Origin of the sequence: Pseudomonas sp. OF001, assembly GCF_904426495.1 — a bacterium.
In the GTDB taxonomy this organism is placed as follows: Bacteria; Pseudomonadota; Gammaproteobacteria; order Pseudomonadales; family Pseudomonadaceae; genus Geopseudomonas.
Window position 1 is genome coordinate 37,671 of sequence record NZ_CAJGBM010000008.1, and the last position, 22,196, is coordinate 59,866.

General features: G+C 70.9%; 24 protein-coding genes and 2 tRNA genes. 15 read left to right on the forward strand and 11 right to left on the reverse strand.

Annotation, left to right across the window (positions count from 1 at the left end):
- Positions 1-75 precede the first annotated feature (75 nt).
- Entirely contained in the window at positions 76-2,520 is a 2,445-nt protein-coding gene (locus RA210_RS06190) for a cation-translocating P-type ATPase (RefSeq protein WP_201485754.1), read from the forward strand.
- Here the strand turns inward: RA210_RS06190 and RA210_RS06195 are convergent.
- The gene (locus RA210_RS06195; RefSeq protein ID WP_201485755.1) at positions 2,517-2,996 is read right to left on the reverse strand and encodes a hypothetical protein; all 480 of its coding nucleotides are present in this window, start codon (positions 2,994-2,996) and stop codon (positions 2,517-2,519) included. The two genes, RA210_RS06190 and RA210_RS06195, sit on opposite strands and share 4 nt — an antisense overlap.
- A gap of 208 nt (positions 2,997-3,204) precedes the next feature.
- On the opposite strand from RA210_RS06195, the gene RA210_RS06200 reads away from it, so the two are divergent.
- A complete protein-coding gene (locus RA210_RS06200; RefSeq protein WP_201485756.1) occupies positions 3,205-3,735 on the forward strand; it encodes a DUF3617 domain-containing protein in 531 nt (176 codons plus the stop codon).
- 66 nt (positions 3,736-3,801) lie between these two features.
- Here RA210_RS06200 and RA210_RS06205 read toward each other — a convergent pair.
- From RA210_RS06205 to RA210_RS06230, 6 genes are all read right to left on the reverse strand, one after another.
- Positions 3,802-3,877 (reverse strand) — tRNA-Phe (locus tag RA210_RS06205).
- A 28-nt stretch (positions 3,878-3,905) separates the two neighbouring features.
- Positions 3,906-3,981, reverse strand: a tRNA-Phe gene (locus tag RA210_RS06210).
- A 96-nt stretch (positions 3,982-4,077) separates the two neighbouring features.
- Entirely contained in the window at positions 4,078-4,350 is a 273-nt protein-coding gene (locus RA210_RS06215; protein WP_136491668.1) for an oxidative damage protection protein, read from the reverse strand.
- Positions 4,347-5,432, reverse strand: a complete 1,086-nt coding sequence (mutY, locus tag RA210_RS06220) for an A/G-specific adenine glycosylase (RefSeq protein ID WP_201485757.1) — start codon at positions 5,430-5,432, stop codon at positions 4,347-4,349. The genes RA210_RS06215 and mutY overlap by 4 nt, the downstream gene beginning before the upstream one ends.
- An 86-nt stretch (positions 5,433-5,518) precedes the next feature.
- Positions 5,519-7,744: an AsmA family protein gene (locus tag RA210_RS06225; protein ID WP_201485758.1), complete on the reverse strand. Its 2,226-nt coding sequence runs from the start codon at positions 7,742-7,744 to the stop codon at positions 5,519-5,521.
- Between the two features lie 117 nt (positions 7,745-7,861).
- On the reverse strand, positions 7,862-8,266 hold the full coding sequence (locus RA210_RS06230; RefSeq protein WP_201485759.1) for an acetyl-CoA sensor PanZ family protein: 405 nt from the start codon (positions 8,264-8,266) through the stop codon (positions 7,862-7,864).
- 138 nt (positions 8,267-8,404) lie between these two features.
- Between RA210_RS06230 and hisB the strand changes: the two genes are divergently transcribed.
- From hisB to hisF, 5 genes are all read left to right on the forward strand, one after another.
- Positions 8,405-8,998 (forward strand): imidazoleglycerol-phosphate dehydratase HisB, encoded by a 594-nt coding sequence (gene hisB / locus RA210_RS06235; protein WP_136491695.1) that lies wholly within the window; start codon positions 8,405-8,407, stop codon positions 8,996-8,998.
- Positions 8,998-9,636 (forward strand): imidazole glycerol phosphate synthase subunit HisH, encoded by a 639-nt coding sequence (hisH, locus tag RA210_RS06240; RefSeq protein ID WP_201485760.1) that lies wholly within the window; start codon positions 8,998-9,000, stop codon positions 9,634-9,636. Before hisB ends, hisH begins: the two co-directional genes overlap by 1 nt.
- Positions 9,636-9,896 carry a DUF2164 domain-containing protein gene (locus RA210_RS06245; RefSeq protein WP_136491693.1) on the forward strand — a complete coding sequence of 87 codons (261 nt, stop codon included), beginning with the start codon at positions 9,636-9,638 and terminating at the stop codon, positions 9,894-9,896. Before hisH ends, RA210_RS06245 begins: the two co-directional genes overlap by 1 nt.
- 36 nt (positions 9,897-9,932) lie before the next feature.
- On the forward strand, positions 9,933-10,667 hold the full coding sequence (gene hisA, locus RA210_RS06250; protein WP_201485761.1) for a 1-(5-phosphoribosyl)-5-[(5-phosphoribosylamino)methylideneamino]imidazole-4-carboxamide isomerase: 735 nt from the start codon (positions 9,933-9,935) through the stop codon (positions 10,665-10,667).
- A 106-nt stretch (positions 10,668-10,773) separates the two neighbouring features.
- A complete protein-coding gene (gene hisF / locus RA210_RS06255) occupies positions 10,774-11,544 on the forward strand; it encodes an imidazole glycerol phosphate synthase subunit HisF (protein WP_136491690.1) in 771 nt (256 codons plus the stop codon).
- A gap of 185 nt (positions 11,545-11,729) precedes the next feature.
- On the opposite strand, the gene RA210_RS06260 is transcribed toward hisF, so the two are convergent.
- From RA210_RS06260 to gpmI, 3 genes are all read right to left on the reverse strand, one after another.
- Positions 11,730-13,040, reverse strand: a complete 1,311-nt coding sequence (locus tag RA210_RS06260) for a S41 family peptidase (protein WP_201485762.1) — start codon at positions 13,038-13,040, stop codon at positions 11,730-11,732.
- Positions 13,041-13,068: 28 nt separating this feature from the next.
- Positions 13,069-14,343: a peptidoglycan DD-metalloendopeptidase family protein gene (locus tag RA210_RS06265; protein WP_201485763.1), complete on the reverse strand. Its 1,275-nt coding sequence runs from the start codon at positions 14,341-14,343 to the stop codon at positions 13,069-13,071.
- Positions 14,344-14,426: 83 nt separating this feature from the next.
- Entirely contained in the window at positions 14,427-15,965 is a 1,539-nt protein-coding gene (gene gpmI, locus RA210_RS06270; protein ID WP_201485764.1) for a 2,3-bisphosphoglycerate-independent phosphoglycerate mutase, read from the reverse strand.
- Between the two features lie 146 nt (positions 15,966-16,111).
- Here gpmI and RA210_RS06275 point away from each other — a divergent pair, with 146 nt between their 5' ends.
- From RA210_RS06275 to secB, 3 genes are read left to right on the forward strand one after another with little or no spacing between them, the layout of a single operon-like run.
- The gene (locus RA210_RS06275; RefSeq protein WP_136491757.1) at positions 16,112-16,525 is read left to right on the forward strand and encodes a rhodanese-like domain-containing protein; all 414 of its coding nucleotides are present in this window, start codon (positions 16,112-16,114) and stop codon (positions 16,523-16,525) included.
- A 1-nt stretch (position 16,526) separates the two neighbouring features.
- Entirely contained in the window at positions 16,527-16,781 is a 255-nt protein-coding gene (gene grxC / locus RA210_RS06280; RefSeq protein ID WP_136491758.1) for a glutaredoxin 3, read from the forward strand.
- A gap of 31 nt (positions 16,782-16,812) precedes the next feature.
- Complete coding sequence (gene secB, locus RA210_RS06285; protein WP_136491759.1) at positions 16,813-17,286, forward strand: protein-export chaperone SecB; 474 nt, start codon at positions 16,813-16,815, stop codon at positions 17,284-17,286.
- Between the two features lie 172 nt (positions 17,287-17,458).
- Here the strand turns inward: secB and trmL are convergent, their stop codons facing one another.
- The gene (gene trmL / locus RA210_RS06290; protein ID WP_201485765.1) at positions 17,459-17,920 is read right to left on the reverse strand and encodes a tRNA (uridine(34)/cytosine(34)/5-carboxymethylaminomethyluridine(34)-2'-O)-methyltransferase TrmL; all 462 of its coding nucleotides are present in this window, start codon (positions 17,918-17,920) and stop codon (positions 17,459-17,461) included.
- A 105-nt stretch (positions 17,921-18,025) separates the two neighbouring features.
- Here trmL and RA210_RS06295 point away from each other — a divergent pair, with 105 nt between their 5' ends.
- The 5 genes from RA210_RS06295 to RA210_RS06315 are packed head-to-tail and all read left to right on the forward strand — an operon-like array spanning position 18,026 to position 22,193.
- On the forward strand, positions 18,026-18,946 hold the full coding sequence (locus tag RA210_RS06295; RefSeq protein WP_201485766.1) for an MSHA biogenesis protein MshI: 921 nt from the start codon (positions 18,026-18,028) through the stop codon (positions 18,944-18,946).
- Positions 18,943-19,569: an MSHA biogenesis protein MshI gene (locus RA210_RS06300; protein WP_236574637.1), complete on the forward strand. Its 627-nt coding sequence runs from the start codon at positions 18,943-18,945 to the stop codon at positions 19,567-19,569. Before RA210_RS06295 ends, RA210_RS06300 begins: the two co-directional genes overlap by 4 nt.
- The gene (locus RA210_RS06305) at positions 19,566-20,264 is read left to right on the forward strand and encodes a type II secretion system protein M (protein WP_136491864.1); all 699 of its coding nucleotides are present in this window, start codon (positions 19,566-19,568) and stop codon (positions 20,262-20,264) included. Before RA210_RS06300 ends, RA210_RS06305 begins: the two co-directional genes overlap by 4 nt.
- The gene (locus RA210_RS06310; RefSeq protein ID WP_236574638.1) at positions 20,257-20,586 is read left to right on the forward strand and encodes a Type II secretory pathway component; all 330 of its coding nucleotides are present in this window, start codon (positions 20,257-20,259) and stop codon (positions 20,584-20,586) included. Before RA210_RS06305 ends, RA210_RS06310 begins: the two co-directional genes overlap by 8 nt.
- Complete coding sequence (locus RA210_RS06315) at positions 20,586-22,193, forward strand: pilus (MSHA type) biogenesis protein MshL (RefSeq protein ID WP_236574639.1); 1,608 nt, start codon at positions 20,586-20,588, stop codon at positions 22,191-22,193. Before RA210_RS06310 ends, RA210_RS06315 begins: the two co-directional genes overlap by 1 nt.
- Positions 22,194-22,196: the final 3 nt, after the last annotated feature.

Below are 22,196 nucleotides of genomic sequence, written 5' to 3' on the forward strand. Positions count from 1 at the left end.
GCTCGTGACAGGCCGCTCCGGAGATCGCCCATGCCGCATGTCCTCCCCACCGCCGTGCCGCGCCGCGGCTGAACGATGCGCCGCGCCATTCCCGGCGAGCGCCTGGCCGGGCTGGAGTCGCCCGCGCGCGGCCTGAACGGCGCCGAACTCGCCGAGCGGCGCCGCTACGGGGCCAACGACATCCTCGCCGAGGACGCCGGCCGCTGGCGCGCGCTGCTCGGCGAGACCCTCGGCGACCCGATGCTGTGGTTCCTGCTCGGCACCGCGCTGCTGTTCGCCCTGCTCGGCGACCGCGCCGAGGCGCTGACCCTGCTGCTGGCGGTGGTCCCGCTGCTGGGCATGGACGCCTGGCTGCACCGTCGCACGCAGGCCTCCACCGCCGGCCTGGCCAGCCGTCTGGCCGGCACGGCGCGGGTGCTGCGCGACGGCGTGGAGCAGCGCATCGCCGCCCGCGAGCTGCTGCCCGGCGACCTGGCCCTGGTCGGCCCCGGGGAGTACTTCCCCGCCGACGGCGTGCTGGTCGACGGCGCGCAGATGCTCGCCGACGAGTCGAGCCTGACCGGCGAGTCCTTCCCGGTGCGCAAGCAGGTGCTGGCGGCGCCCTTCCCGGACAGCGCCGGCGAGGAGCACTGGGCCTGCGCCGGCACCCGCCTGCTCGGCGGCCGCGCGGTGCTGCGGGTGCTCTACACCGGGGCGGAGACGCGCTACGGCGAGCTGGTGCGCGTCGCCCGCAGCGGCCGCCAGGCGCGCACCCCGCTGCAGCTCGCCATCGCCCGTCTGGTGGCGACCCTGCTGTGGGCGGCGCTGGCGACCTGCCTGCTGCTCGCCGCGATCCGCCTGGCCCAGGGCTTCGGTGCGGTCGACGCCCTGCTCAGCGCGGTGACCCTGGCGGTGGCGGCGCTGCCGGAGGAGTTCCCGGTGGTGTTCACCTTCTTCCTCGGCGTCGGCGTCTACCGCCTGGCGCGGCGCCAGGCGCTGGTGCGCCGCGCGGTGGCGGTGGAGAACATCGGCCGGGTGTCCTGCATCTGCACCGACAAGACCGGCACCCTCACCGCCGGCCGCCTGCTGCTCACCCACCGCGCGCCTGCGGCGGGTCTCGACGACGCCGGCCTGCTGCAGCTCGCCCTGCACGCGGTGCGCGGCGAGGCCGACGACCCGCTGGATGCCGCCCTGCTGGCGGCCGGCGGCGCAGCGCCCGATCCGGCGCAGCGCGTCGCGCTGTTCCCCTTCACCGAGCAGCGCCGCCGCGAGACGGCGCTGTGGCCGGCCGCGGCGGGACAGAGGCTGGCGGTGAGCAAGGGCGCGCCGGAAACCCTGTTCGCGCTCTGCGACCTCGACGCGGTGGCGCTGGCCGACTGGCGTCGCCAGGCCGACGCCTACGCCGCCGGCGGCCACAAGGTGATCGCCGTCGCCAGCCGCCGGCTGGAAGCGGACGCGCGCCTCGATCGGGAGCCGGGGCAGGGCTTCGTGTTCGCCGGCCTGCTGGCCTTCGAGGATCCGCTGCGCGCTGGCGTGCGCGAGGCGCTGGCCGAGTGCCGGGCGGCGGGCATCCGCGTGGTGATGGTCACCGGCGACCATCCGCTGACCGCGCGGGCCATCGCCGCCGAGCTGGGCCTCGGCGACGGCGCGCCCAGGGTGCTGGTGGCCGAGCCGGGCTGCGCCTGGGAGGGCGACGTCGACGTGGTGGCGCGCGCGGTGCCGGCGCAGAAGCTCGAGCTGGTGCGCGCCCTGCAGGCGGACGGCGAGACGGTGGCGGTGACCGGCGACGGGGTCAACGACGTGCCGGCGCTGCAGGCCGCCGATGTCGGCATCGCCATGGGCGAGCGCGGCACGCAGAGCGCCCGCGAGACCGCCGCCATCGTCCTGCTCGACGACGACTTCGCCACCCTGGTGCGCGCCATCGGCGAGGGCCGCCAGCTGTTCCGCAACCTGCAGCTGAGCTTCGCCTACCTGCTGCTGGTGCACATCCCGCTGGTGGCCAGCGCCACCCTAGTACCGCTGACCGGCGCGCCGCTGCTCTACCTGCCGATCCACGTGGTCTGGCTGGAGCTGCTGATCCATCCCACCGCGCTGCTGGTGTTCCAGGAGCTGGCGCCGGACGGCCGCCTGACACCGCTCGGGCGCGGCGGCCCGGCGCGCTTCTTCTCGCCGCGCGCCTGGCGGGCGATCCTCCTCGGCGGCGCGGCGATCAGCCTGGTGGTGCTCGCCGCCTGGTGGCAGGCGCTGGGCGAGGGGGTGGCGGACGGGGCGCGGGTGAGCCACGCGCGCAGCATGGCCATCGCCGTGCTGGTGGTCGCCAGCCTGACCGTCACCGCCAGTCTCAGCCGGCTGCGCAGCGCGATGGCGCGGGTGGTCTGCCTGCTCGGCCTGGCTTCGCTGCTGCTGTTCGTCCAGCTGCCGGCGCTGGCCGCACGCCTGCACCTGCAGCCGCTGCACCTGGCCGACTGGGCGATCGCCGCCGGCGCCGGCCTGTTCGCTGGGCTGATCGGCCGCTGGGTGCTGCGCCTGCTGGAGCGCTAGCTGCGGGGGATCCTCACCCGGGCGAACGAGCCGCGCTCGACCCTGCGGTGGCAGGCTCCGCAGTTGCCGGCGCCGCCGACCGATCTGCGGGCGAACTGCGCCGCGTCGACCCTGTGGTGCTTGCGCGCGAACCAGCGGGTCGCGGTGATCCGCGGCTGTTCGCCGGTGCCGACGACGCCTTCCAGCGGCTGGCGGTTGTTGCTGGATACCAGCAGCAGGAAGTCGCGGATCGTCTGCTGCTCGGCCGGGGCGAGCGAGGCGTCGATGCCGTAGTGCCGGCTCAGGGTGTCCATGTGCATTTCCCAGGCCCTGGGCGGCAGCAGGCCGGGCGGGTAGGCCATGTGGCAGCTGCCGCACGCGGTCATCCACCTTTGCGGGGCGTCGGCGGGTAGCGCGAGCGGCTGCAGGGCCACGGGGTCGGCCAGTGCCAGCGAGCTGGTCAGGCCGAGGAGCAGGGCGATGCCGATGCGTTTCATGAGGGGCTCCGATAGCGATGTGGCGCCATCCTCCGGCGTCGCGCTGAATCCAGCCTTAAAAAGCGTGTGGTTATTTCGGCCGGCTGCAGCAGCGCTCCAGGTCGCCGCCGGCCGGCCAGGCGCGGCCGACCAGTGGTTCGGCGGAGCTCGAGTGCTGACCCGTGGCGGGGCTAGGCTTGCTGCAGTCGATTGCGATGAGGAGTGCGCCATGAAACCTCTGCTCCGCCTGGCCGCAGTGGTCAGCCTGCTGGGCGGCCTGGCGTCGGCCCAGGCCCAGGAAGTCCTCCCCGGGTTGTGGGAGCTGAGCAGCGACAGCATGCAGGTCAACGGCCAGCAGCTGCCGCCGGTGCAGGAGCTGCTCGGCCAGTTGGAGGGGCTGCCGGCCGAGCAGCGGCAGATGCTGGAGGAGGCGATGGCCGGCAAGGGCATCCAGGCCGGCGGCCAGGGCCTGCGCGTGTGCCTGAGCGAGGCGCAGGTCAAGGCCCAGGAGCTGCCGTTGCAGGACGCCCAGTCCGGCTGCACCCAGGAGATCACCGAGCGCAGCGAGCGGCTGTGGAAGTTCCGCTTCCGCTGCCCAGACGCCGAAGGCGAGGGCGAGACCCGCTTCGTCAGCGAACGCGAGTTCGTCACCCGCATCGACAGCCGCTTCAGCGCCGCCGGCCAGGCCGGCAACTCGCGGATGCAGACCCATGCACGCTGGCTGGGCGCCGACTGCGGCGAACTGGCGCCGCGGTCGTGAGGGGATTCGCGGAGGGCGGAAAGCAAGAAGCCCCGCACGCTGGCGGGGCTTCTCGACGATGTTCGGTGGTGCCCAGGGACGGAATCGAACCGCCGACACGGGGATTTTCAATCCCCTGCTCTACCAACTGAGCTACCTGGGCAAATCAGGGATCGGGCACCTGAAGGAAGTGGTGCCCAGGGACGGAATCGAACCGCCGACACGGGGATTTTCAATCCCCTGCTCTACCAACTGAGCTACCTGGGCAACAACGGGCGGCATTAAACCGCCTTTCCCGTTGCACAGTCAACCGTCGCCGCGAAAAAAATCGTTTTTTTCAGGCACTTGGCGACGGTGGAGGGGTCACGCGCCGGGCGGCACGTAGCCTTCGGCCTGGGCGTAGTCCTCGCCGGCGAGGAACTTGTCCATCTCGGCCTGGAGGAACTTGCGGTCCTCGGCGTTCATCATGTTCAGCCGGCGCTCGTTGATCAGCATGGTCTGGTGCTTCTGCCACTCGTCCCAGGCCTGCTTCGAGACGTTGTTGAAGATGTCCTCGCCCTTGGCGCCCGGGTAGGGCGGACGGTCGAGGCCGGGCAGTTCTTGGTTGTACTTGCGGCACTTCACCATGCGGGTCATTGCGGCGCTCCTGGAGTCGGGTGGAGGAGGGTGGCCGCGCGCTTGAGCAGCTTCTTCACCGGGGCGGCGAGCCCCAGGCGCGGCGGAGTGGCGAGGTTATACCAGAGCCAGTCGCCTTCGGCCACGCACGGGGTGCGGGCGCTGGCGGCGACCAGCAGCGGCTCGATGTGCAGCTGGAAATGGCTGAAGGTGTGGCTGAGCGGCGCCAGTTCCTGCGCGTCGCCGAGCGCCAGGCCGTGGCGCTCGGCCAGCTCGCCGAGCTGCGCGCGCTCGTCCAGTTCGGGCAGGCTCCACAGTCCGCCCCACAGGCCGCTCGACGGCCGCCGGTAGAGCAGCACGGCGCCGGCGCCGTCGTGCAGCAGCGGCATCAGCGTGCGTTTCTGCGGCAGCGCCTTGCGCGGTCTGGCCTGCGGATAGGCGGTCTCGCGGCCGAGCGCGTGCGCCCGGCAGTCGGCGGCCAGCGGACAGAGCAGGCAGCTCGGCTTGCTGCGCGTGCACAGGGTGGCGCCCAGATCCATCATCGCCTGGCTGTAGTGGTTGACCCGCGCGTGCGGGGTCAGGCGCTCGGCGGCCTCCCACAGCTGCGCCGCCACCCGGGTCTCGCCCGGGTAGCCGTCCTGGGCCAGGTAGCGGGCCAGCACGCGCTTGACGTTGCCGTCGAGGATGGGGGCGCGCAGGCCCATGCTGATGCTGGCGATGGCGCCGGCGGTGGAGCGGCCGATGCCGGGCAGCCCGGTCAGCGCCTCCACCGAGCGAGGGAACTCGCCGCCGTGTTCGGCGACCACGATCCGCGCGGTCTTGTGCAGGTTGCGCGCGCGGCTGTAGTAGCCTAGGCCGGTCCACAGGTGCAGCACCTCGTCCTCGCCGGCTTCGGCCAGCGCCTGCACCGTGGGCAGCGCGGCCATGAAGCGCTGGTAGTAGTCGAGCACGGTGGCGACCTGGGTCTGCTGCAGCATGATCTCCGACACCCAGACCCGGTAGGGGTTGATGTCCTGCTGCCAGGGCAGGTCGTGGCGGCCGTGGCGGTCGAACCAGGCGAGCACGCGGTCGGCGAAGGCGGAAACGGTGGGAAGGCTGGTCATAGGGGCGATGGCAGGAGCGTGCAGGGGGAATCCGGCCGCCATGGTACAGGCCACGGCGGTCGAATTCGCCCCCACGGAACGTACGGTCAGCGCTGGAACAGGCCCTTCAGGGCGTCCTTGAGTTCCGGGCTGACCTTGTCGCCGAGCTTCTCGTCGAGCTTCTCGGTCAGCTTCTCGCCGGCCAGCCTGGCGGCGATCTTGCCGAGGCCGTCCTGGTCCAGGCGGCAGGCCCTGGCGCCCAGTTCCAGCGGGCCGCGGCAGCGCAGCGGCCACTCCAGGCCGACGTAGCGCTCGTTGACCTGGCAGGCCGGGTCGGGCATCTCGCGCTGGTCGCCCTCGATGACCACGCCCATGCGGTAGTCGAGGCCGAGCACGCGCAGGTCGGCGGTGCCCTTGCCGTTGACGGTCAGCCCCGGGATGCGCGCGCGCAGGTCCTGGTTGCTGGCCACGCCGCGGTCGAACTGCAGGCTGCCGCGCAGCTCGCGCAGCGGGGTGTCCTTCTCGGCGAACTCGCGGGTCGGCACCTTGCGGTTGAGGGTGGCGATGCCGCGGCACAGCTGCTGCTCGAGGTTGGCGTCGGCCAGCGCGCCGTCGTCGAGGATGAAGCTGGCGTTGCCGGACAGGCTGTCGATCAGCGCCTTCTCGCTGTTGCCCCAGGCGGCGAGGTTGCCCTCCAGCTGCAGCTTGCCGCGCACCGGCGACTTCTCCGCGGGCTTGAGGGTTTCCAGCAGGCGCTCCAGCGGGATGTCGCCGAGCTGCGGGGCGAACTGCAGCTGCGGGATGTCGCTGCGCGCGTCCAGGCTGCCGGCGAGGGCGAAGCGGCCGTCGAACAGCTCGCCGCGCAGCTCGTCGAGGCGGATCTGCCCGTCCCGTGCCCGGAGCTTGAGGCTGGCGTTCTCCAGCGGCAGCTTGCGCAGGGTCAGCTGGCCGAAGCTGAGGGCGAGTTCGGCGTCCAGCTGGCGCAGGCGCTCCAGCGGCAGCAGTTTCTCCTCGCTCCAGGCGTGGCTGGTCGGCTGCTCCGGCAGCGGGGTGGTGCCGTTGCCGGCACCGCTTTTCGCCACCTCGGCCTTGCGCGTGGCGCTGGCGGCGTCGGCCTCACTGGCCGGCGGCGGCAGGTAGCGGTCGAGGTCGAGGCGGTCACCCTTGAGCTGGGCGCGCAGGCTGTTGCGGCTGAAGTCGGCGATGGCCAGCTGGCCGCCGAGGTTGCTGCCGTCGAGCTGCAGCCTGAGGTCCTGCAAGGTCAGGCTGTCCGGCGTGGCGCTCAGGCCGCTGGCCAGGGCGACGCGGCGCAGGCTGTCGGCGTCGGCCATCTTCGGCAGCGACTGGCCGATGCCTTCGAGGAAGGCGCGCAGGTCGAACTCGGCGATCGACAGGCCGCCCTCGATCTGCGGCGTCCTGTCCAGTCCGCGTACCTTCAGCTCGCCGAGCAGGTCGAGCTGGTTGGCGGTCAGCTTGAGGCTGTTCCATTCGGCGACCTGGGCGGCGAGGTCGGCGAGCAGCTGGCCCTGGGCGGCGAAGGTCAGGGTCTGGTTGGCCAGCGGCGCGCCGGACAGCTCGCCCTTGAGCTGGGCGTCCTCCAGCCAGTAGCGTTCGAGCGCGGTGTCGAAGCGCAGCTTGCCGGTCAGTTCGCCGCGCGCGCGCAGCACCGGCTGGTTGGTGCCGAAGTAGCCCTTGAGGGTCAGCGGGATGCTGGCGCCCTCGCGGATCGCGCCGCTGCGCAGGTCGAGCCCTTCGAGGGTGTAGCGCTGGCCGCTGGCGGCGTCGTGGTAGTCGATGCGCGAGTTGCTCACCGCCAGGCTGTCGATGTCCAGGCGCAGCGCCGGGGCGGCCTTGCCTGCCTGCGCCGGGGCCGGGCTGGCGGGCGGGGCGGCGGCAGCGGGCTGCTCCGGGGGGGGCGGCGCGGCTTTGGCCGGGCGGCCGATGTCCTGCCAGTTGCCGCGGCCCTCGGCGTCGCGTTCGAGGCTGAGCTTGAGGCCGTCGATGCGGATGTCGCTCATCTGCACCTCGCGGCGCAGCAGCGGCAGCACGCGCACCGAGAAGCCGAGCATGTCCAGCTCGGCGAACGGCTGCTGCGGAGTGGCGGCGCTGGCCAGGGTGGTGTCGCGCAGTTCGAGGCCGAGCCAGGGGAACAGGCTCCAGCCGATCTCGCCCCGGAGGTCGAGCTCCAGGTTGGCCTTGTCGCGGGCCAGCTGGCGGATCTCGTCCTTGTAGTCGTTGGGGTCGAACAGGTGGGTGAAGGCGAAGCCCAGCGCGACTATGGCCAGCAGCAGGCCGAGCAGGAGCAGGCCGAGAAACTTGCCGAAGGTCTTCATGGCGGACGAGTCCTTGTGCGGTGCGGGGGCAGGGCGAAGTATAGGGAATCCCGGCCGCTGTGCGGCCGGGGCTGTCGGCAGGGTTGGAGTGGCTGAAGCCGCAGGGGTTCCCCGGCCTCAGGCATCCTGGTCCAGCAGCGGCAGGCCGAGGCGGTGGGCCCAGGCCTGCACCTCCAGATGGCGCGCCGGGGCGAGCAGGTGCAGCGGGCGGCCTGCGGCCTCGGCGCGCTCGCGGGCCTTGGCGACCAGCCGCGCGGCCACGCCGCGGCCGCGGGTGATCCTGCGCACGCACAGGTGCGAGAGCATGCAGCCCGCCTCGCCCTCGCCGAGCAGCGCGGCGCCGAGCAGGCGGTCGTTGAAGCGCCCGGCGAGCAGGCGGCTCTCGGCCAGGCCGGCGTCGATCAGGGCGGCGGCGTCGGGGTAGGGGGCCAGCAGCCAGGCGGGGGCGTCGGCGTAGATCTTCTCCAGGTCGCTACGGTCCTGCGCGCTGGGCTGGGTGACGGCTTCGACGATTACGGGCATGGGGCACTCCTTCGGACGATGGGCGCATCTTAATGCCTTTTGCACCGCCGATGCTCCGCCGGGGCGCCGGTAGCCCGCCGCCCCGGCCGCGGCCTATAATGCGCGCTCACATCCGCCCGTGATTCTGTGGAGCTGGCAATGGCCGAACGCAAGGCGTCCGTCGAGCGCAATACCCTGGAAACCCAGGTCAAGGTTTCCATCAACCTGGATGGCACCGGCAAGGCCCGATTCGACATCGGTGTACCCTTCCTCGAGCACATGCTCGACCAGATCGCCCGCCACGGGCTGATCGACCTCGACATCGAGTGCAAGGGCGACCTGCACATCGACGACCACCACACCGTCGAGGACGTCGGCATCACCGTCGGCCAGGCCTTCGCCAAGGCCATCGGCGACAAGAAGGGCATGACCCGCTACGGTCACTCCTACGTGCCGCTGGACGAGGCGCTGTCGCGCGTGGTGATCGACTTCTCCGGCCGCCCGGGGCTGACCATGCAGGTGCCCTACACCCGCGCCACGGTCGGCGGCTTCGACGTCGACCTGTTCCAGGAGTTCTTCCAGGGCTTCGTCAACCACGCCCTGGTGACCCTGCACATCGACAACCTGCGCGGGACCAATACCCACCACCAGATCGAGACGGTGTTCAAGGCCTTCGGCCGTGCCCTGCGCATGGCCATCGAGCTGGACCCGCGCATGGCCGGGCAGATGCCGTCGACCAAGGGGTGCCTGTGATGCAGACCGTCGCCGTCATCGACTACGGCATGGGCAACCTGCACTCGGTGGCCAAGGCGCTGGAGCACGTCGGCGCCGGCCGGGTGCTGGTGACCAGCGACGCGCAGGTGATCCGCGAGGCCGACCGCGTGGTGTTCCCCGGCGTCGGCGCGATCCGCGACTGCATGGCCGAGATCCGTCGCCTGGGCTTCGACGAGCTGGTGCGCGAGGTCAGCGCCGACCGCCCGTTCCTCGGCATCTGCGTCGGCATGCAGGCGCTGCTCGAGCATAGCGAGGAGAACGGCGGCGTCGACTGCATCGGTCTGTTCCCCGGCCAGGTGCGCTTCTTCGGCAAGGACATGGTCGAAGGCGGCGAGCACCTCAAGGTGCCACACATGGGCTGGAACGAGGTGCAGCAGAGCATCGACCATCCGCTGTGGCACGAGATCCCCGATGGCGGGCGCTTCTACTTCGTGCACAGCTACTACGTCGAGGCCGGCGATCCGGCGCAGGTGGCCGGACGCGGCCACTACGGCAAGGACTTCGCCGCGGCGCTGGCCGACGGTTCGCGCTTCGCCGTGCAGTTCCACCCGGAGAAGAGCCACACCCATGGCCTGCAGCTGCTGCAGAACTTCGTCGCCTGGGACGGCCGCTGGTAATGAGCCGGGCCAAGGGCAAGGCACCGCTCCTCGCGCTGGATGGCGCGCAGGAGCAGGCGGCGCAGCAGATCCTCAAGCGTTTCCTGGCCGAGCGTTTCGAGCTGGAACTGGGCGCCTTCGAGGTGCAGGAGCTGCTGGACCTGTTCGCCCGAGAAATAGCCCCGCACTACTACAACAAGGCGATCCTCGATGTGCAGGCGCACCTGAAAGACAGGTTCGAGAGCATCGAGAGCGACTTGTGGGCGCTCGAGAAGAGCTGACCCCTACCGAATTCAAGACTTGAGCAGGTTCAACCGATGCTGATTATCCCCGCGATCGACCTCAAAGACGGCGCCTGCGTGCGTCTGCGGCAGGGCCTGATGGACGACGCCACGGTGTTCTCCGACGACCCGGTGGCGATGGCCGCCAAGTGGGTGGAGGCCGGCTGCCGCCGCCTGCACCTGGTCGACCTCAACGGCGCCTTCGAGGGCCAGCCGGTCAACGGCGAGGTGGTCACCGCCATCGCCGCGCGCTACCCGAGCCTGCCGATCCAGATCGGCGGCGGCATCCGCTCGCTGGAGACCATCGAGCACTACGTCAGGGCCGGGGTCAGCTACGTGATCATCGGCACCAAGGCGGTCAAGCAGCCGGAATTCGTCGCCGAGGCCTGCAAGGCGTTCCCCGGCAAGGTGATCGTCGGCCTGGACGCCAAGGACGGCTTCGTCGCCACCGACGGCTGGGCGGAAGTCTCCAGCGTGCAGGCCACCGACCTGGCCAGGAAGTTCGAGGCCGACGGCGTCTCGGCGATCGTCTACACCGACATCGCCAAGGACGGCATGATGCAGGGCTGCAACGTCGAGGCCACCGTGGCCCTGGCCAACGCCAGCCGCATCCCGGTGATCGCCTCCGGCGGCATCCACAACCTCGGCGACATCCAGAAGCTGCTCGACACCCGCAACCCGGGCATCGTCGGCGCCATCACCGGCCGCGCCATCTACGAGGGCACCCTCGACGTGGCCGAAGCCCAGGCGCTGTGCGACGGCTTCCAGTGAGCTGAGCGCGTAGGGTGCGCCATGCGCACCTCCTGGAGTCCATGGTGCGCACGGCGCACCCTACGAGAAGCCGCCCGGCGGCATGCAACCGACGAGAGAGACAGCCATGGCCCTCGCCAAACGCATCATCCCCTGCCTCGACGTGGACAACGGCCGCGTGGTCAAGGGCGTCCAGTTCGAGAACATCCGCGACGCCGGCGATCCGGTGGAGATCGCCCGCCGCTACGACGAGCAGGGGGCCGACGAGATCACCTTCCTCGACATCACCGCCAGCTCCGAGGGGCGCGACACCACCCTGCACACCGTCGAACGCATGGCCAGCCAGGTGTTCATCCCGCTGACCGTCGGCGGCGGCGTGCGCACCGTGCAGGACATCCGCAACCTGCTGAATGCCGGCGCCGACAAGGTGTCGATCAACACCGCCGCGGTGTTCACCCCGGAGTTCGTCGGCGAGGCCGCCGAGCGCTTCGGCTCGCAGTGCATCGTGGTGGCCATCGACGCCAAGAAGGTCTCCAGGCCCGGCGAGCCGGACCGCTGGGAGATCTTCACCCACGGCGGGCGCAAGCCGACCGGCCTGGATGCGGTGGCCTGGGCGAAGAAGATGGAAGGCCTCGGCGCCGGCGAGATCCTGCTCACCAGCATGGACCAGGACGGCGTGAAGAGCGGCTACGACCTCGGTGTGACCCGCGCCATCAGCGAGGCGGTGGGCATCCCGGTGATCGCCTCCGGCGGCGTCGGCAACCTCGAGCACCTGGCGGCCGGCATCCTCGAGGGCAAGGCCGACGCGGTGCTGGCGGCGAGCATCTTCCACTTCGGCGAGTACACCGTGCCGGAGGCCAAGGCCTACCTGGCCAGCCGCGGCATCGTGGTGCGCTGAGCGGCAAAGACTGCCAACGCTGTAAACGCAGAAGCCCGGGCATCGACCCGGGCTTCTGCGTTGTGGAACCGGCGGTAGGGTAGAGGACTCGCGCAGCGATCCTCTACCGCTCTTGGGTGGCGTGGCTGGATGGTAGGTAATCTCTTCGCGAGTTACCTACCCTACCCGGCGACGCCTCCGTCGACTCACGGCCGGCGGGTGATGTTCAGCCCCTTGAGCAGGTTGAGCGCCTGGCTGAGCTGGTAGTCCTCGTCCTGCGGCTTCTCCGCCGGCTGGGTGGCCGGCTTGCTGCTGCTGGGCTTGTCGGCGCCGCCGTTGCCATTGCCCAGATGGCCGGGCAGGTCGGCTTCCTTGATGCCCTGGCCCTGGCTGTCCTCGCGGGTCACCTTGCCGCGCTCGACGACGATGTCGGGAACTATACCCTGGGCCTGGATCGAGCGGCCGCTGGGGGTGAAGTACAGCGCGGTGGTCAGCTTGAGGGCGCGCTCGTTGGTCAGCGGCAGCACGGTCTGCACCGAGCCCTTGCCGAAGCTGTCGGTGCCCATCAGCACGCCGCGCTTGTGGTCCTGCAGGGCGCCGGCGACGATCTCCGCGGCCGAGGCGCTGCCGCCGTTGATCAGCACCACCAGCGGCACGTTCTCGCTGGCGTCGGCCTTGTCGGCGCTGAAGCGCAGCTCGGAGTTGGCGATGCGGCCCTTGGTGTAGACGATCAGGCCGTCGTCGAGGAAGTGGTCGGAAACCTCCACCGCCGCCTGCAGCACGCCGCCGGGGTTGTTGCGCAGGTCGAGGACCAGGCCCTTGAGCTTGCCGCCGTTGTCCTTCTTCAGCCTGGCCAGCGCCTTGCCGACTTCCTCGCCGCTGTTGATCTGGAACTGGGTGATGCGCAGGTAGCCGTAGCCCTTCTCTAGCAGCTCGCTCTTCACGCTGCGCACCTTGATCACCGCGCGCTCGAGGCGCACGTCGAACGGCTTGCCGCCCTCGCGCACCAGGGTCAGCACGATCGGGCTGCCCGGCTTGCCGCGCAGCTTGTCCACCGCCTGCATCAGCGACCAGCCCTTGGTCGGCTGGCCGTCGATCTTGACGATCAGGTCGCCGGCCTCGATGCCGGCGCGCGCCGCCGGGGTGTCGTCGATCGGCGAGACCACCTTGAGCATGCCGTCCTCCTGGCCGACCTCGACGCCCAGGCCGCCGAACTCGCCGCTGGTGCTCTCCTGCAGTTCCTGGAAGTCCTCCGGCTCCAGGTAGGCGGAGTGCGGGTCGAGGTTGCTGAGCATGCCCTTGATGGCGTTCTCCAGCAGGGTCTTGTCGTCGACCGGCTCGACGTAGGCGGTCTTGATCCGCTCGAGCACCTCGGCGAACGTGCGCAGTTCGTCGAGCGGCAGGGTGGCGCGGCCTGTGGCGGTGGGCTCGGCCGCCTCCGCGGCCAGCAGCGGCGGTGCCGCGCCCAGCAGGGCGAGGGACAGGGCCACGGCGGAGAGACGGTAACGCGACGACATGGAAGCAACTCCTGAATGGGGCGAGCGGTCAGCCCTGGGCGCGGCACCAGCGCAGCGGATCGCTGGGCTGGCCCTGCTGACGGATGGCGAAGTACAGCGCCGGGGTATCCTGCCCCCCGCTGGTGCCAACGGTGGCGATGGCCTCGCCGGCCTTGACCAGGTCGCCGGCGGCCTTCAGCAAGGTCTGGTTGTGGCCGTACAGGCTGAGGTAGCCGCCGCCGTGATCGACGATCACCAGCAGGCCGGCGCCGCGCAGCCAGTCGGCGAACACCACGCGGCCATCGTGGATGGCGCGCACGCGGGTGCCGGCAGCGGCGCCGATCAGCACGCCGTCCCACTTCAGCCGGGCATCGCCGCGCGGCGCGCCGAAGCGCGCCAGCAGCTGGCCGTCCACCGGCCAGGGCAGCCTGCCGCGGGCCTGGGCGAAGGGGCCGTCGACGGCCGGCGCCGCGCTGGAAACCTGCGGGCCGGCGGGCGTGGCGCTGGCGGCCTTGTCGCCGGCAGGGCGGGTGGCGGCGAGGCGCTGGCGCTCGGCCTCCTCGCGGGCACGCTGCTCGGCCAGACGCCGTTCCTCGGCCTCGCGGGCCTGGCGGGCGAGGGTTTCCTCGATGGTCTTGAGCAGCGCGCCCAGGCGCGCCTGCTCCTGGCGGCGGGCCTTGAGGCGCTTGTCGCCGTCGCCCAGCTCGCTGTTCAGTCTGGCCAGCACCGCGCGGTGTTCGCTGCGCACCTTGTCCAGCGCCTCGCGACGGTCCTGCAGTTCCACCTGCTGGCCGGCCAGCACGGCATGGCGGGTGGCCAGGTCGGCCTCGATGAGATGCAGCTGCTCGAGGATCGCGTTGTACCTGTCGAGCTGCTCGCGGCGCGCGCGGCTGAGGTACTCGTGGTAGGTGAGGTTGCGGGTGAACTGTTCGGGCTGCTGCTGGTTGAGCAGCAGCTTGAGGTATTCCTGGCCGCCGCTCTGGTAGGCGGCGCGGATCTGCAGGGAGATCAGTTTCTGCTGTTCAGCCCGCTGGCTCTGGAGTTTTTTTTTCTCCCCGTCGAGCCGCTCGATTTCCTGCTCGCCGTCTTCGAGCTGCTGCTCGAGGGTCTCGATCTGCTTCTGCAGTTCGCCCATCTCGCGCTCGCTGCCCTGCAGCTGCTTCTGGATGCCGGACTTTTCCTGCTGCAGGGTGCCGAGCAGCTTCTGCAGCTCGGCGATGTCCTTCTGCGCGGCTTCCAGCTGGCGCTGGGCGTCGGCGCGCTCATCGGCGAAGGCCGGCGCGAGGCAGCAGGCGAGCAGGGCGAACAGGGCGGCACGCAGCATGGACAGGTATCCGGTGGGTGAGCGTCCTAGTATGCCTCCGGGCGCACGCAAAAAGAACGCCCCGGCGAGCCGGGGCGTGATCCTCACTGCAGTTCGACCAGCGGCGTGCCGGTCATCTCGGCCGGGATCGGCAGGTCCAGCAGCCTGAGCATGGTCGGCGCCACGTCGGCGAGCACGCCGCCCTCGCGGATGGCCAGCGGGCGCGGGCCGTAATAGAGGAACGGCACCGGCTCGCAGGTGTGCGCGGTGTGCGCCTGGCCGGTCACCTCGTCCTCCATCTGCTCGACGTTGCCGTGGTCGGCGGTGATCAGCGCCTCGCCGCCGACCTGGTCCAGCGCGCGGGTGATGCGGCCGATGCACTGGTCCAGGCACTCCACCGCCTTGACCGCCGCGTCGAACACGCCGGTGTGGCCGACCATGTCGCCGTTGGCGTAGTTGACCACGATCACGTCGTAGCGCTGGTTCTCGATGGCGTCGACGATGCGGTCGGTGACTTCCGGTGCGCTCATTTCCGGCTTGAGGTCGTAGGTGGCGACGTTCGGCGAGGGGATGAGGATGCGCTCCTCGCCCTCGAACGGCTCCTCGCGCCCGCCGGAGAAGAAGAAGGTGACGTGGGCGTACTTCTCGGTCTCGGCGATGCGCAGCTGGGTCTTGCCGTTGTTGGCCAGGTACTCGCCGAGCACGTTGGTCAGCGGCTCCGGCGGGAAGGCGCAGGGCGCCGGGATGCTCGCCGCGTACTGGGTGAGCATGACGAAGCCGGCCAGCTGCGGCACGCGCGCGCGCTGGAAGCCGGCGAACTCGTCGCCCTCGACGAAGGCGTGGGTCAGCTCGCGGGCGCGGTCGGCGCGGAAGTTCATGAACACCACGGCGTCGCCGTCCTCCACCCGCACCGGCGTGCCGATGGTGGTGGCCTTGACGAACTCGTCGCTCTCGCCGCGCGCATAGGCGGCTTGCAGGCCCTCGATGGCGCTGGCGGCGGCGAACTCGCCCTCGCCGTCGACGATCAGCCGGTACGCCTGCTCGACGCGATCCCAGCGGTTGTCGCGGTCCATGGCGAAGTAGCGGCCGGTCAGGCTGGCGATGCGGCCCTTGCCGAGCTTGGCGAAGGTGGCGTCGAGCAGCTCGATGGAGGGGGTGGCGCTCTTCGGCGGGGTGTCGCGGCCGTCGAGGAAGGCGTGCAGGTAGATCTGCTCGGCGCCGCGCCGGGCGGCCAGTTCGGCCATGGCGGCGATGTGCTCCTGGTGGCTGTGCACGCCGCCGTCGGAGAGCAGGCCGAGGATGTGCACCGCCTTGCCGGCGGCCGCGGCCTTGTCCACCGCCGCGTTGATCGCGGCATTGTCGAAGAACTCGCCGTCGCGGATCGCCTTGGTCACCCGGGTGAAGTCCTGGTACACCACGCGGCCGGCGCCGAGGTTCATGTGACCGACCTCGGAGTTGCCCATCTGCCCGTCGGGCAGGCCGACGTCCATGCCGCTGCCGGAGATCAGGCCGTACGGGCGGGTGGCGCGCAGGTTGTCCCACACCGGCGTGCTGGCGTGGTGGATGGCGTTGTAATCCGGGCTGTCGCTGTGACCGAAGCCGTCCAGGATGATCAGGACCAGGGGTTTGGGCGTGGCAGGCATGCGTCCGACTCGTGAGCAGGTTCGAAAGGGGCGCCAGTCTACTGGCCGACCCGGCGGACGTCACCGCAGGGGTGACTGCCGGCGGGTTCAGCCGTGTCGACTGGCTGTGTATACTGCGGGCCATTTTACCGTGCCGGATGCTCGCGATGGTTGCCCAGCTGATTGAATTTGCCTCTAACCACTATGTACTCAGCACCCTGTTCGTGGTGCTGCTGGCCCTGCTGATCGCCAGCGAGGCCCGGCGCGGCGGGCGCAGCCTGAGCTGCCGCGAGCTGACCGCCAAGCTCAACGCCGGCGAGGCGCTGGTGCTCGACGTGCGTCCGCACAAGGAGTTCTCCACCGGCCACATCACCGGCGCGCTGAACATCCCCTACGACAAGCTGGACAGCCGCATCGCCGAGCTGGACAAGCACAAGGCCAAGACCCTGATCGTGGTCGACGCCATGGGCCAGCACGCCGGCAGCATCTGCGGCAAGCTGAAGAAGGCCGGCTACGACGTCTCCCGCCTGGGCGGCGGCATCGCCAGCTGGCGCGGCGACAACCTGCCGGTGGTGAAGTGACATGCAGCCGGTGGTCATCTACTCCAGCGACTACTGTCCCTACTGCGTGCGCGCCAAGCAGCTGCTGAGCCACAAGGGCGTCGCCTTCACCGAGATCCGCGTCGACGGCCAGCCGGACGTGCGCGCCGAGATGAGCCGCAAGGCCGGGCGCACTTCGGTGCCGCAGATCTGGATCGGCGCCACCCACGTCGGCGGCTGCGACGACCTCTACGCCCTGGAGCGCGCCGGCAAGCTGGACGCGCTGCTGCGCGGCTAACCCTCCACGCAACGAACAAGGAAAGCAAAGCATGACCGAACAAGCCAACGGCGCCGCCGCGCAGAACGACCAGCCGCAGTTCTCCCTGCAGCGCATCTACGTCCGCGACCTGTCCTTCGAGGCGCCGAAGACCCCGGAAATCTTCCGCCAGGAGTGGAAGCCGGGCATCACCCTCGACCTCAACACCCGCCAGAAGGACCTGGGCGGCGACTTCCACGAGGTCGTGCTGACCGTCTCGGTCACCGTGAAGAACGGCGACGACACCGCCTTCATCGCCGAAGTGCAGCAGGCCGGCATCTTCCTGATCAAGGGCCTCGATGCCGCCGCGATGAGCCACACCCTCGGCGCCTTCTGCCCGAGCCTGCTGTTCCCCTACGCCCGCGAGGCGCTGGACAGCCTGGTGGTGCGCGGCTCGTTCCCGGCGCTGATGCTCTCGCCGGTCAACTTCGACGCCCTCTACGCCCAGGAACTGGCGCGCATGCAGGCGGCCGAAGCCACGGCCTGAAGCCGGCGCCGCCGACAGGAAACCCCGCCGTGCGCGGGGTTTTTTGTCGGTTCCGCTACCAAGGGATGGTTCAAAAGCGTGACGCGGTTCGCTATTTTGATGCGCGTCACTACGCATTATCGTCGGACTGTCATGATGCCGTCGCAAGGTCGGCGCGTGGCGGGATCGAGCCTCAGGCGGTGGCGAAACCGTGCTGGCGCCAGGCCTCGTAGACGGTCACCGCCACCGCGTTGGACAGGTTCAGGCTGCGGCAGCCGGGGCGCATCGGCAGGCGCAGCAGCTGTTCGGGCGGCAGGCTGGCCAGCACCTCGGTCGGCAGGCCGCGGCTCTCCGGGCCGAACAGCAGCACGTCGCCGGCCTGGTAGTCCATCTCCGCGTAACTGTTATTGGCTTTGGTGGTGAGTGCCAGTATCCTGCCCCCGGCCAGGGTCGCGAGGCAGCTCTCCAGCGAGGCATGACGAGTTACCGTCGCGTACTCGTGGTAGTCGAGACCGGCACGGCGCAGGCGCTTGTCGTCGAGCTCGAAACCGAGCGGTTCGACCAGGTGCAGATGGCAGCCGGTATTGGCGCAGAGTCGGATGATGTTGCCGGTATTGGGCGGGATTTCCGGCTGGAACAACACAACATGAAACATCGGGCGGGCCTGTGCGAATCGGGACGCCGCGCATTCTAGCGGTTTGCGGCCTGCCAGCGGGCCGCCTGCCGAACTGTCCCGGACCTGCGGACAAGGAGAAAGCCTTTGCTGGCCTGGCTGAAGCGAACCCCCAAAGCTGCCGATCAACTGCTCGGGCTGGCCCCCGTGGCGGGCGGCTGCGCGCTGGTCGGCGTGCAGCGCCAGGGCGGTGCCGTGCAGCTGCCGCTCGGCGAGCTGGTCGCCACCGCGCCGGGCGGCGCGGTCGAGCCGCTGCGCGAGCGGGTCGAGGCGCTCGGCCTGCAGGGCCGCCCGGCCAGCCTGCTGCTGGCCGCCGGCGACTACCAGCTGCTGCTGGTCGAGCGCCCCGAGGTGCCTCCCGCCGAACTGCGCGCCGCGGTGCGCTGGCGCATCCGCGAGCTGGTCAGCGCGCCGCTGGACAGCCTGGTGGTGGATGCCTTCGCCCTGCCCGACGACGCCTACCGCGGGCGTACGCCGATGGCCTACTGCGCCGTGCTGGCGCAGTCGCGCATGCAGGCGCTGGCCGACTGGGTGACCGGGGCCGGCCTGCGCCTGCACAGCATCGACATCCCGGAAATGGCCCTGCGCAACCTCGGCCTGCTGGCCGGTGCCGACGCGCAGAACCTCGCCGTGGTGCTGCTCGGCCCGCGTGCCGGGCTGATCTGCGTGCAGCACGGCGCCGCCCTGTACATGGCGCGGCGCATCGAGCACGGCCTCGACAACCGCGGCGAAGGCGGCGCGCAGCTGGCCCTGGAGATCCAGCGCTCGCTGGACTACTTCGAGAGCCAGCTGGGCAAGGGCTACCTCAGCCGCCTGCTGTTGCTGCCGGCGGTCGAGGCCGACGAGGCGGCGCTCGCCGAGCTGGGCCGCCAGCTGTCGGTGCGGGTCGAGCAGCTCGCCCTGGAGCAGCTGTTTCCCGGCTCGCCGCTGCTCGGCCTGCCCGCCGCGCAGCGCGCGGCCTTCCTGCCGGCGATCGGTGCCGCATTGCGCCAGGAGCGGGGCGGATGACCGATACCGGGGCCATGCAGAACATCAACCTCTACCAGCCGGCGCAGGCGGCCGTCGACGGCCGCCCCGCGCCGCGCCTGCTGGCGCTCGCCGGCCTGGCCCTGCTGCTGGCGATCGCCCTCGATGGCGGCTGGCACTACTGGCGCCTGCAGCAGCTGCAGGCCGAGGTGGACGCCGGCCGCCAGGCCGCCGAGCAGGCCGAGGCGGCGCTGGCCGCCCGTCGCGCCAGCTTCCGCGAGCCCCAGGCCGACCCGCGCCTGCCGCCGCAGCTGGCCGCGCTGGAGGCGGAGAACCGTCAACTGCAGCGCCTCGGCGAACACCTGCAGGGCTTGCTCGCCGAGCGCAGCAGCGGTTTCAGCGGCCCCCTCGATGCCCTCGCCGAGCGCCATCTGGCCGGCGTCTGGCTGGATACCATCCGTCTCGAACAGGGCGGCCGCGACCTGTTGCTGGAAGGCGCGAGCCAGCAGGCCGAACTGCTGCCGGGCTACCTCGCCAGCCTCGGCCGCAGCCCGGCCTTCGCCGGCAGGCAGTTCGCCCGTTTCGATCTCGACCGCGACGATGCCGGCGTGCTGCGCTTCCGCCTAGCCTCGCAGGCGGCCGCCAGCGAGGAGACCGCCCGATGAGCGACCTGGCACAACGCTGGCAGGGCCTGAGCGCCCGCGAACAGTGGATGGCCGCCGGCGTCGCCCTGCTGCTGCCGGCCATGGCCTGGCTGCTGCTCGGCCACGACCCGCTGGCCCAGCGCCTCGCGCGCCTGCAGACCGAGCGCCAGGGCGCCGAGACCCGCCTGCTCGAGGCACGCAGTGCCGATGCCGAGCTGCAGGCGCGCGCCGCCGTCGATCCGGACCGGGCGCTGCGCCAGGCGCTGCTCGCGGCCCAGGCGCTGCGCGAGCGCCAGCTCGCCGGCCTGGAGGAGGAGACGGCCGCGCTGATCGACCCGCAGCGCATGCGGCAGGTGCTGCAGGAACTGTTGCAGAGCCGTCCGCAACTGCGCCTGCTGGCCCTGGAGAGCTTCTCCGCGCCGCTCGAGCTGCCCGCCGCCCTGCCGGAGGGCGAGAAGCCGGCCGCCGCCGAGCGGGAGCAGCCGGATGCCGTGCCGGTGCTCTACCGCCATGGCATGCGCCTGACCCTGGAGGGCAGCTACTTCGAACTGCGCGACTACCTGCGCGGCATCGAGCAGCAGAGCCGCCAGCCCGGCGGCCGCCGCCTGTTCTGGGAGCGCCTCGACTACCAGGTCGGCGAGGCCGGCCCCGGCAAGGCGCGCATCGTCATCGAGCTGTACACCCTCAGCCGTCATGCGGGGTGGGTCGGTGTCTAGGATCCTGCCGCTGATCGCCTGCCTGCTGGCGCTGCCGGTACGCGCCGCCCTCGACCCGACCCTGCCGCCGGCGGCTGCCAGCGCACCGGCAGCCGCTGGCGAGGCGGCGCCGGCGCCGCTGCTGCAGGCCATCCTGCGCGGCCCGGCCGGCGCGCGTGCGGTGATCGGCGGGCGCAGCCTCGCGGTCGGCGAACGCCATGGCGACTGGCGCGTGCTGGCCATCCGCGCACGCAGCGTGCTGATCGAACGCCAGGGGCAGCGCAGCGAGCTGCACCTGAGCCAATCCATTGTGACTCCAGCCACCCGGAGCCCGAGCCGTTGATGCCCTCGATGCCTTTCCGTCCGTCCCGCCTGGCGCTGCTCGCCGCTTGTTGCCTGCTGGCCGCCTGCCAGACCTTCACCGACGGCGACCGCCAGTTGCGCGAGCAGAGCGACCGCCTGTTCGACGAAGCCCTGGCGCAGAGCCGCCAGGACGCGACGCCGCCGCCGGCGGTGCAGGCCGCGCTGCTGCCGCCGCTGCTGCCGGAGGCGGCCGCAGCGGCCGGCGGACCGCGCTTCGACGTGGCGGTGCGCGACATGGACGCCCGCGAGTTCTTCCTCAGCCTGATGGACGGCGCCGGGCAGAACCTGGTGGTGCATCCGGACGTCACCGGCAGCATCACCTTCAGCCTGCGCAACGTCACCCTCGACGAGGTGCTCGCCGCGGTGCGCGACAGCTACGGCTACGACTTCCAGCGCACCAGCTACGGCTACCGCATCCTGCCCAACCAGCTGCTGACCCGCACCTACGACCTCAACTACCTGAACCTGCAGCGCCGCGGCGAAACCGATACCCGGGTCAGTTCCGGCACGGTCACCACCTCGGAGAACGCCAGCAGCGACAGCGACAGCGGCGGCACCACCACCAGCCAGGCCAGCACGGTCAACGCCAGCCAGGTGGTCACCACCAGCCAGGTCGACTTCTGGCGCGAGGTGGGCGACGTGGTCGGCGCGCTGATCGGCGACGAGCCGGGCAACAAGGTGGTGGTCAACCCGCAGGCCAGCCTGCTGGTGGTGCGCGCCTCCAGCGGCGACCAGCAGAACGTCGAGGCCTTCCTCGAGCAGGCCGAGCGCAACCTGCAGCGCCAGGTGATCCTCGAGGCGAAGATCCTCGAGGTGCGCCTGAGCGACCAGTTCCAGGCCGGCATCAACTGGACCCAGCTGGGCAAGGAGGGCAACAGCACCTTCGGGCTCGACCTCGATGGCGCCCAGCTGAGCGGGGCGCAGGGCATCGGCGGGGTGTTCAGCGCGGCGCTCGGCGTCGGCGACTTCAGCGGCCTGCTGCAGCTGCTGGAAACCCAGGGCCAGGTGCGCGTGCTGTCCAGCCCGCGCATCTCCACGCTGAACAACCAGAAGGCGGTGATCAAGGTCGGTACCGACGAGTACTTCGTCACCGACGTCTCCTCGTCCAACACCACCACCGTGGCCGGGGTTTCCGAGCCGACCCAGGACGTCACCCTGACGCCGTTCTTCTCCGGCATCTCGCTGGACGTGACCCCGCAGATCAACCAGCGCGAGGAGGTCACCCTGCACGTGCGGCCGACGGTGAGCCGCGTGCAGGACCAGAACAAGGTCATCACCCTGGGCCAGGACAAGGAACTCAACCTGCCGCTGGCGCTGTCCACCACCCGCCAGTCCGATTCCATCGTCCGCGCGCGCAACGGCCAGATGGTGGTGATCGGCGGCCTGCTCGAGGACATCAACGAGAACACCGACGCCAACGTGCCCTGGCTGTCCAGGCTGCCGTTCCTCGGCTGGCTCTTCCAGCAGCAGCGCAAGGACCTGGTGCGCAGCGAGCTGGTGATCCTCCTGCGTCCGCAGGTGATCGGCGCCGACACCTGGCTGGACGAACTGCAGAAGAGCGCGACCAGCTTCCGCGCGCTGAGGTAGGCG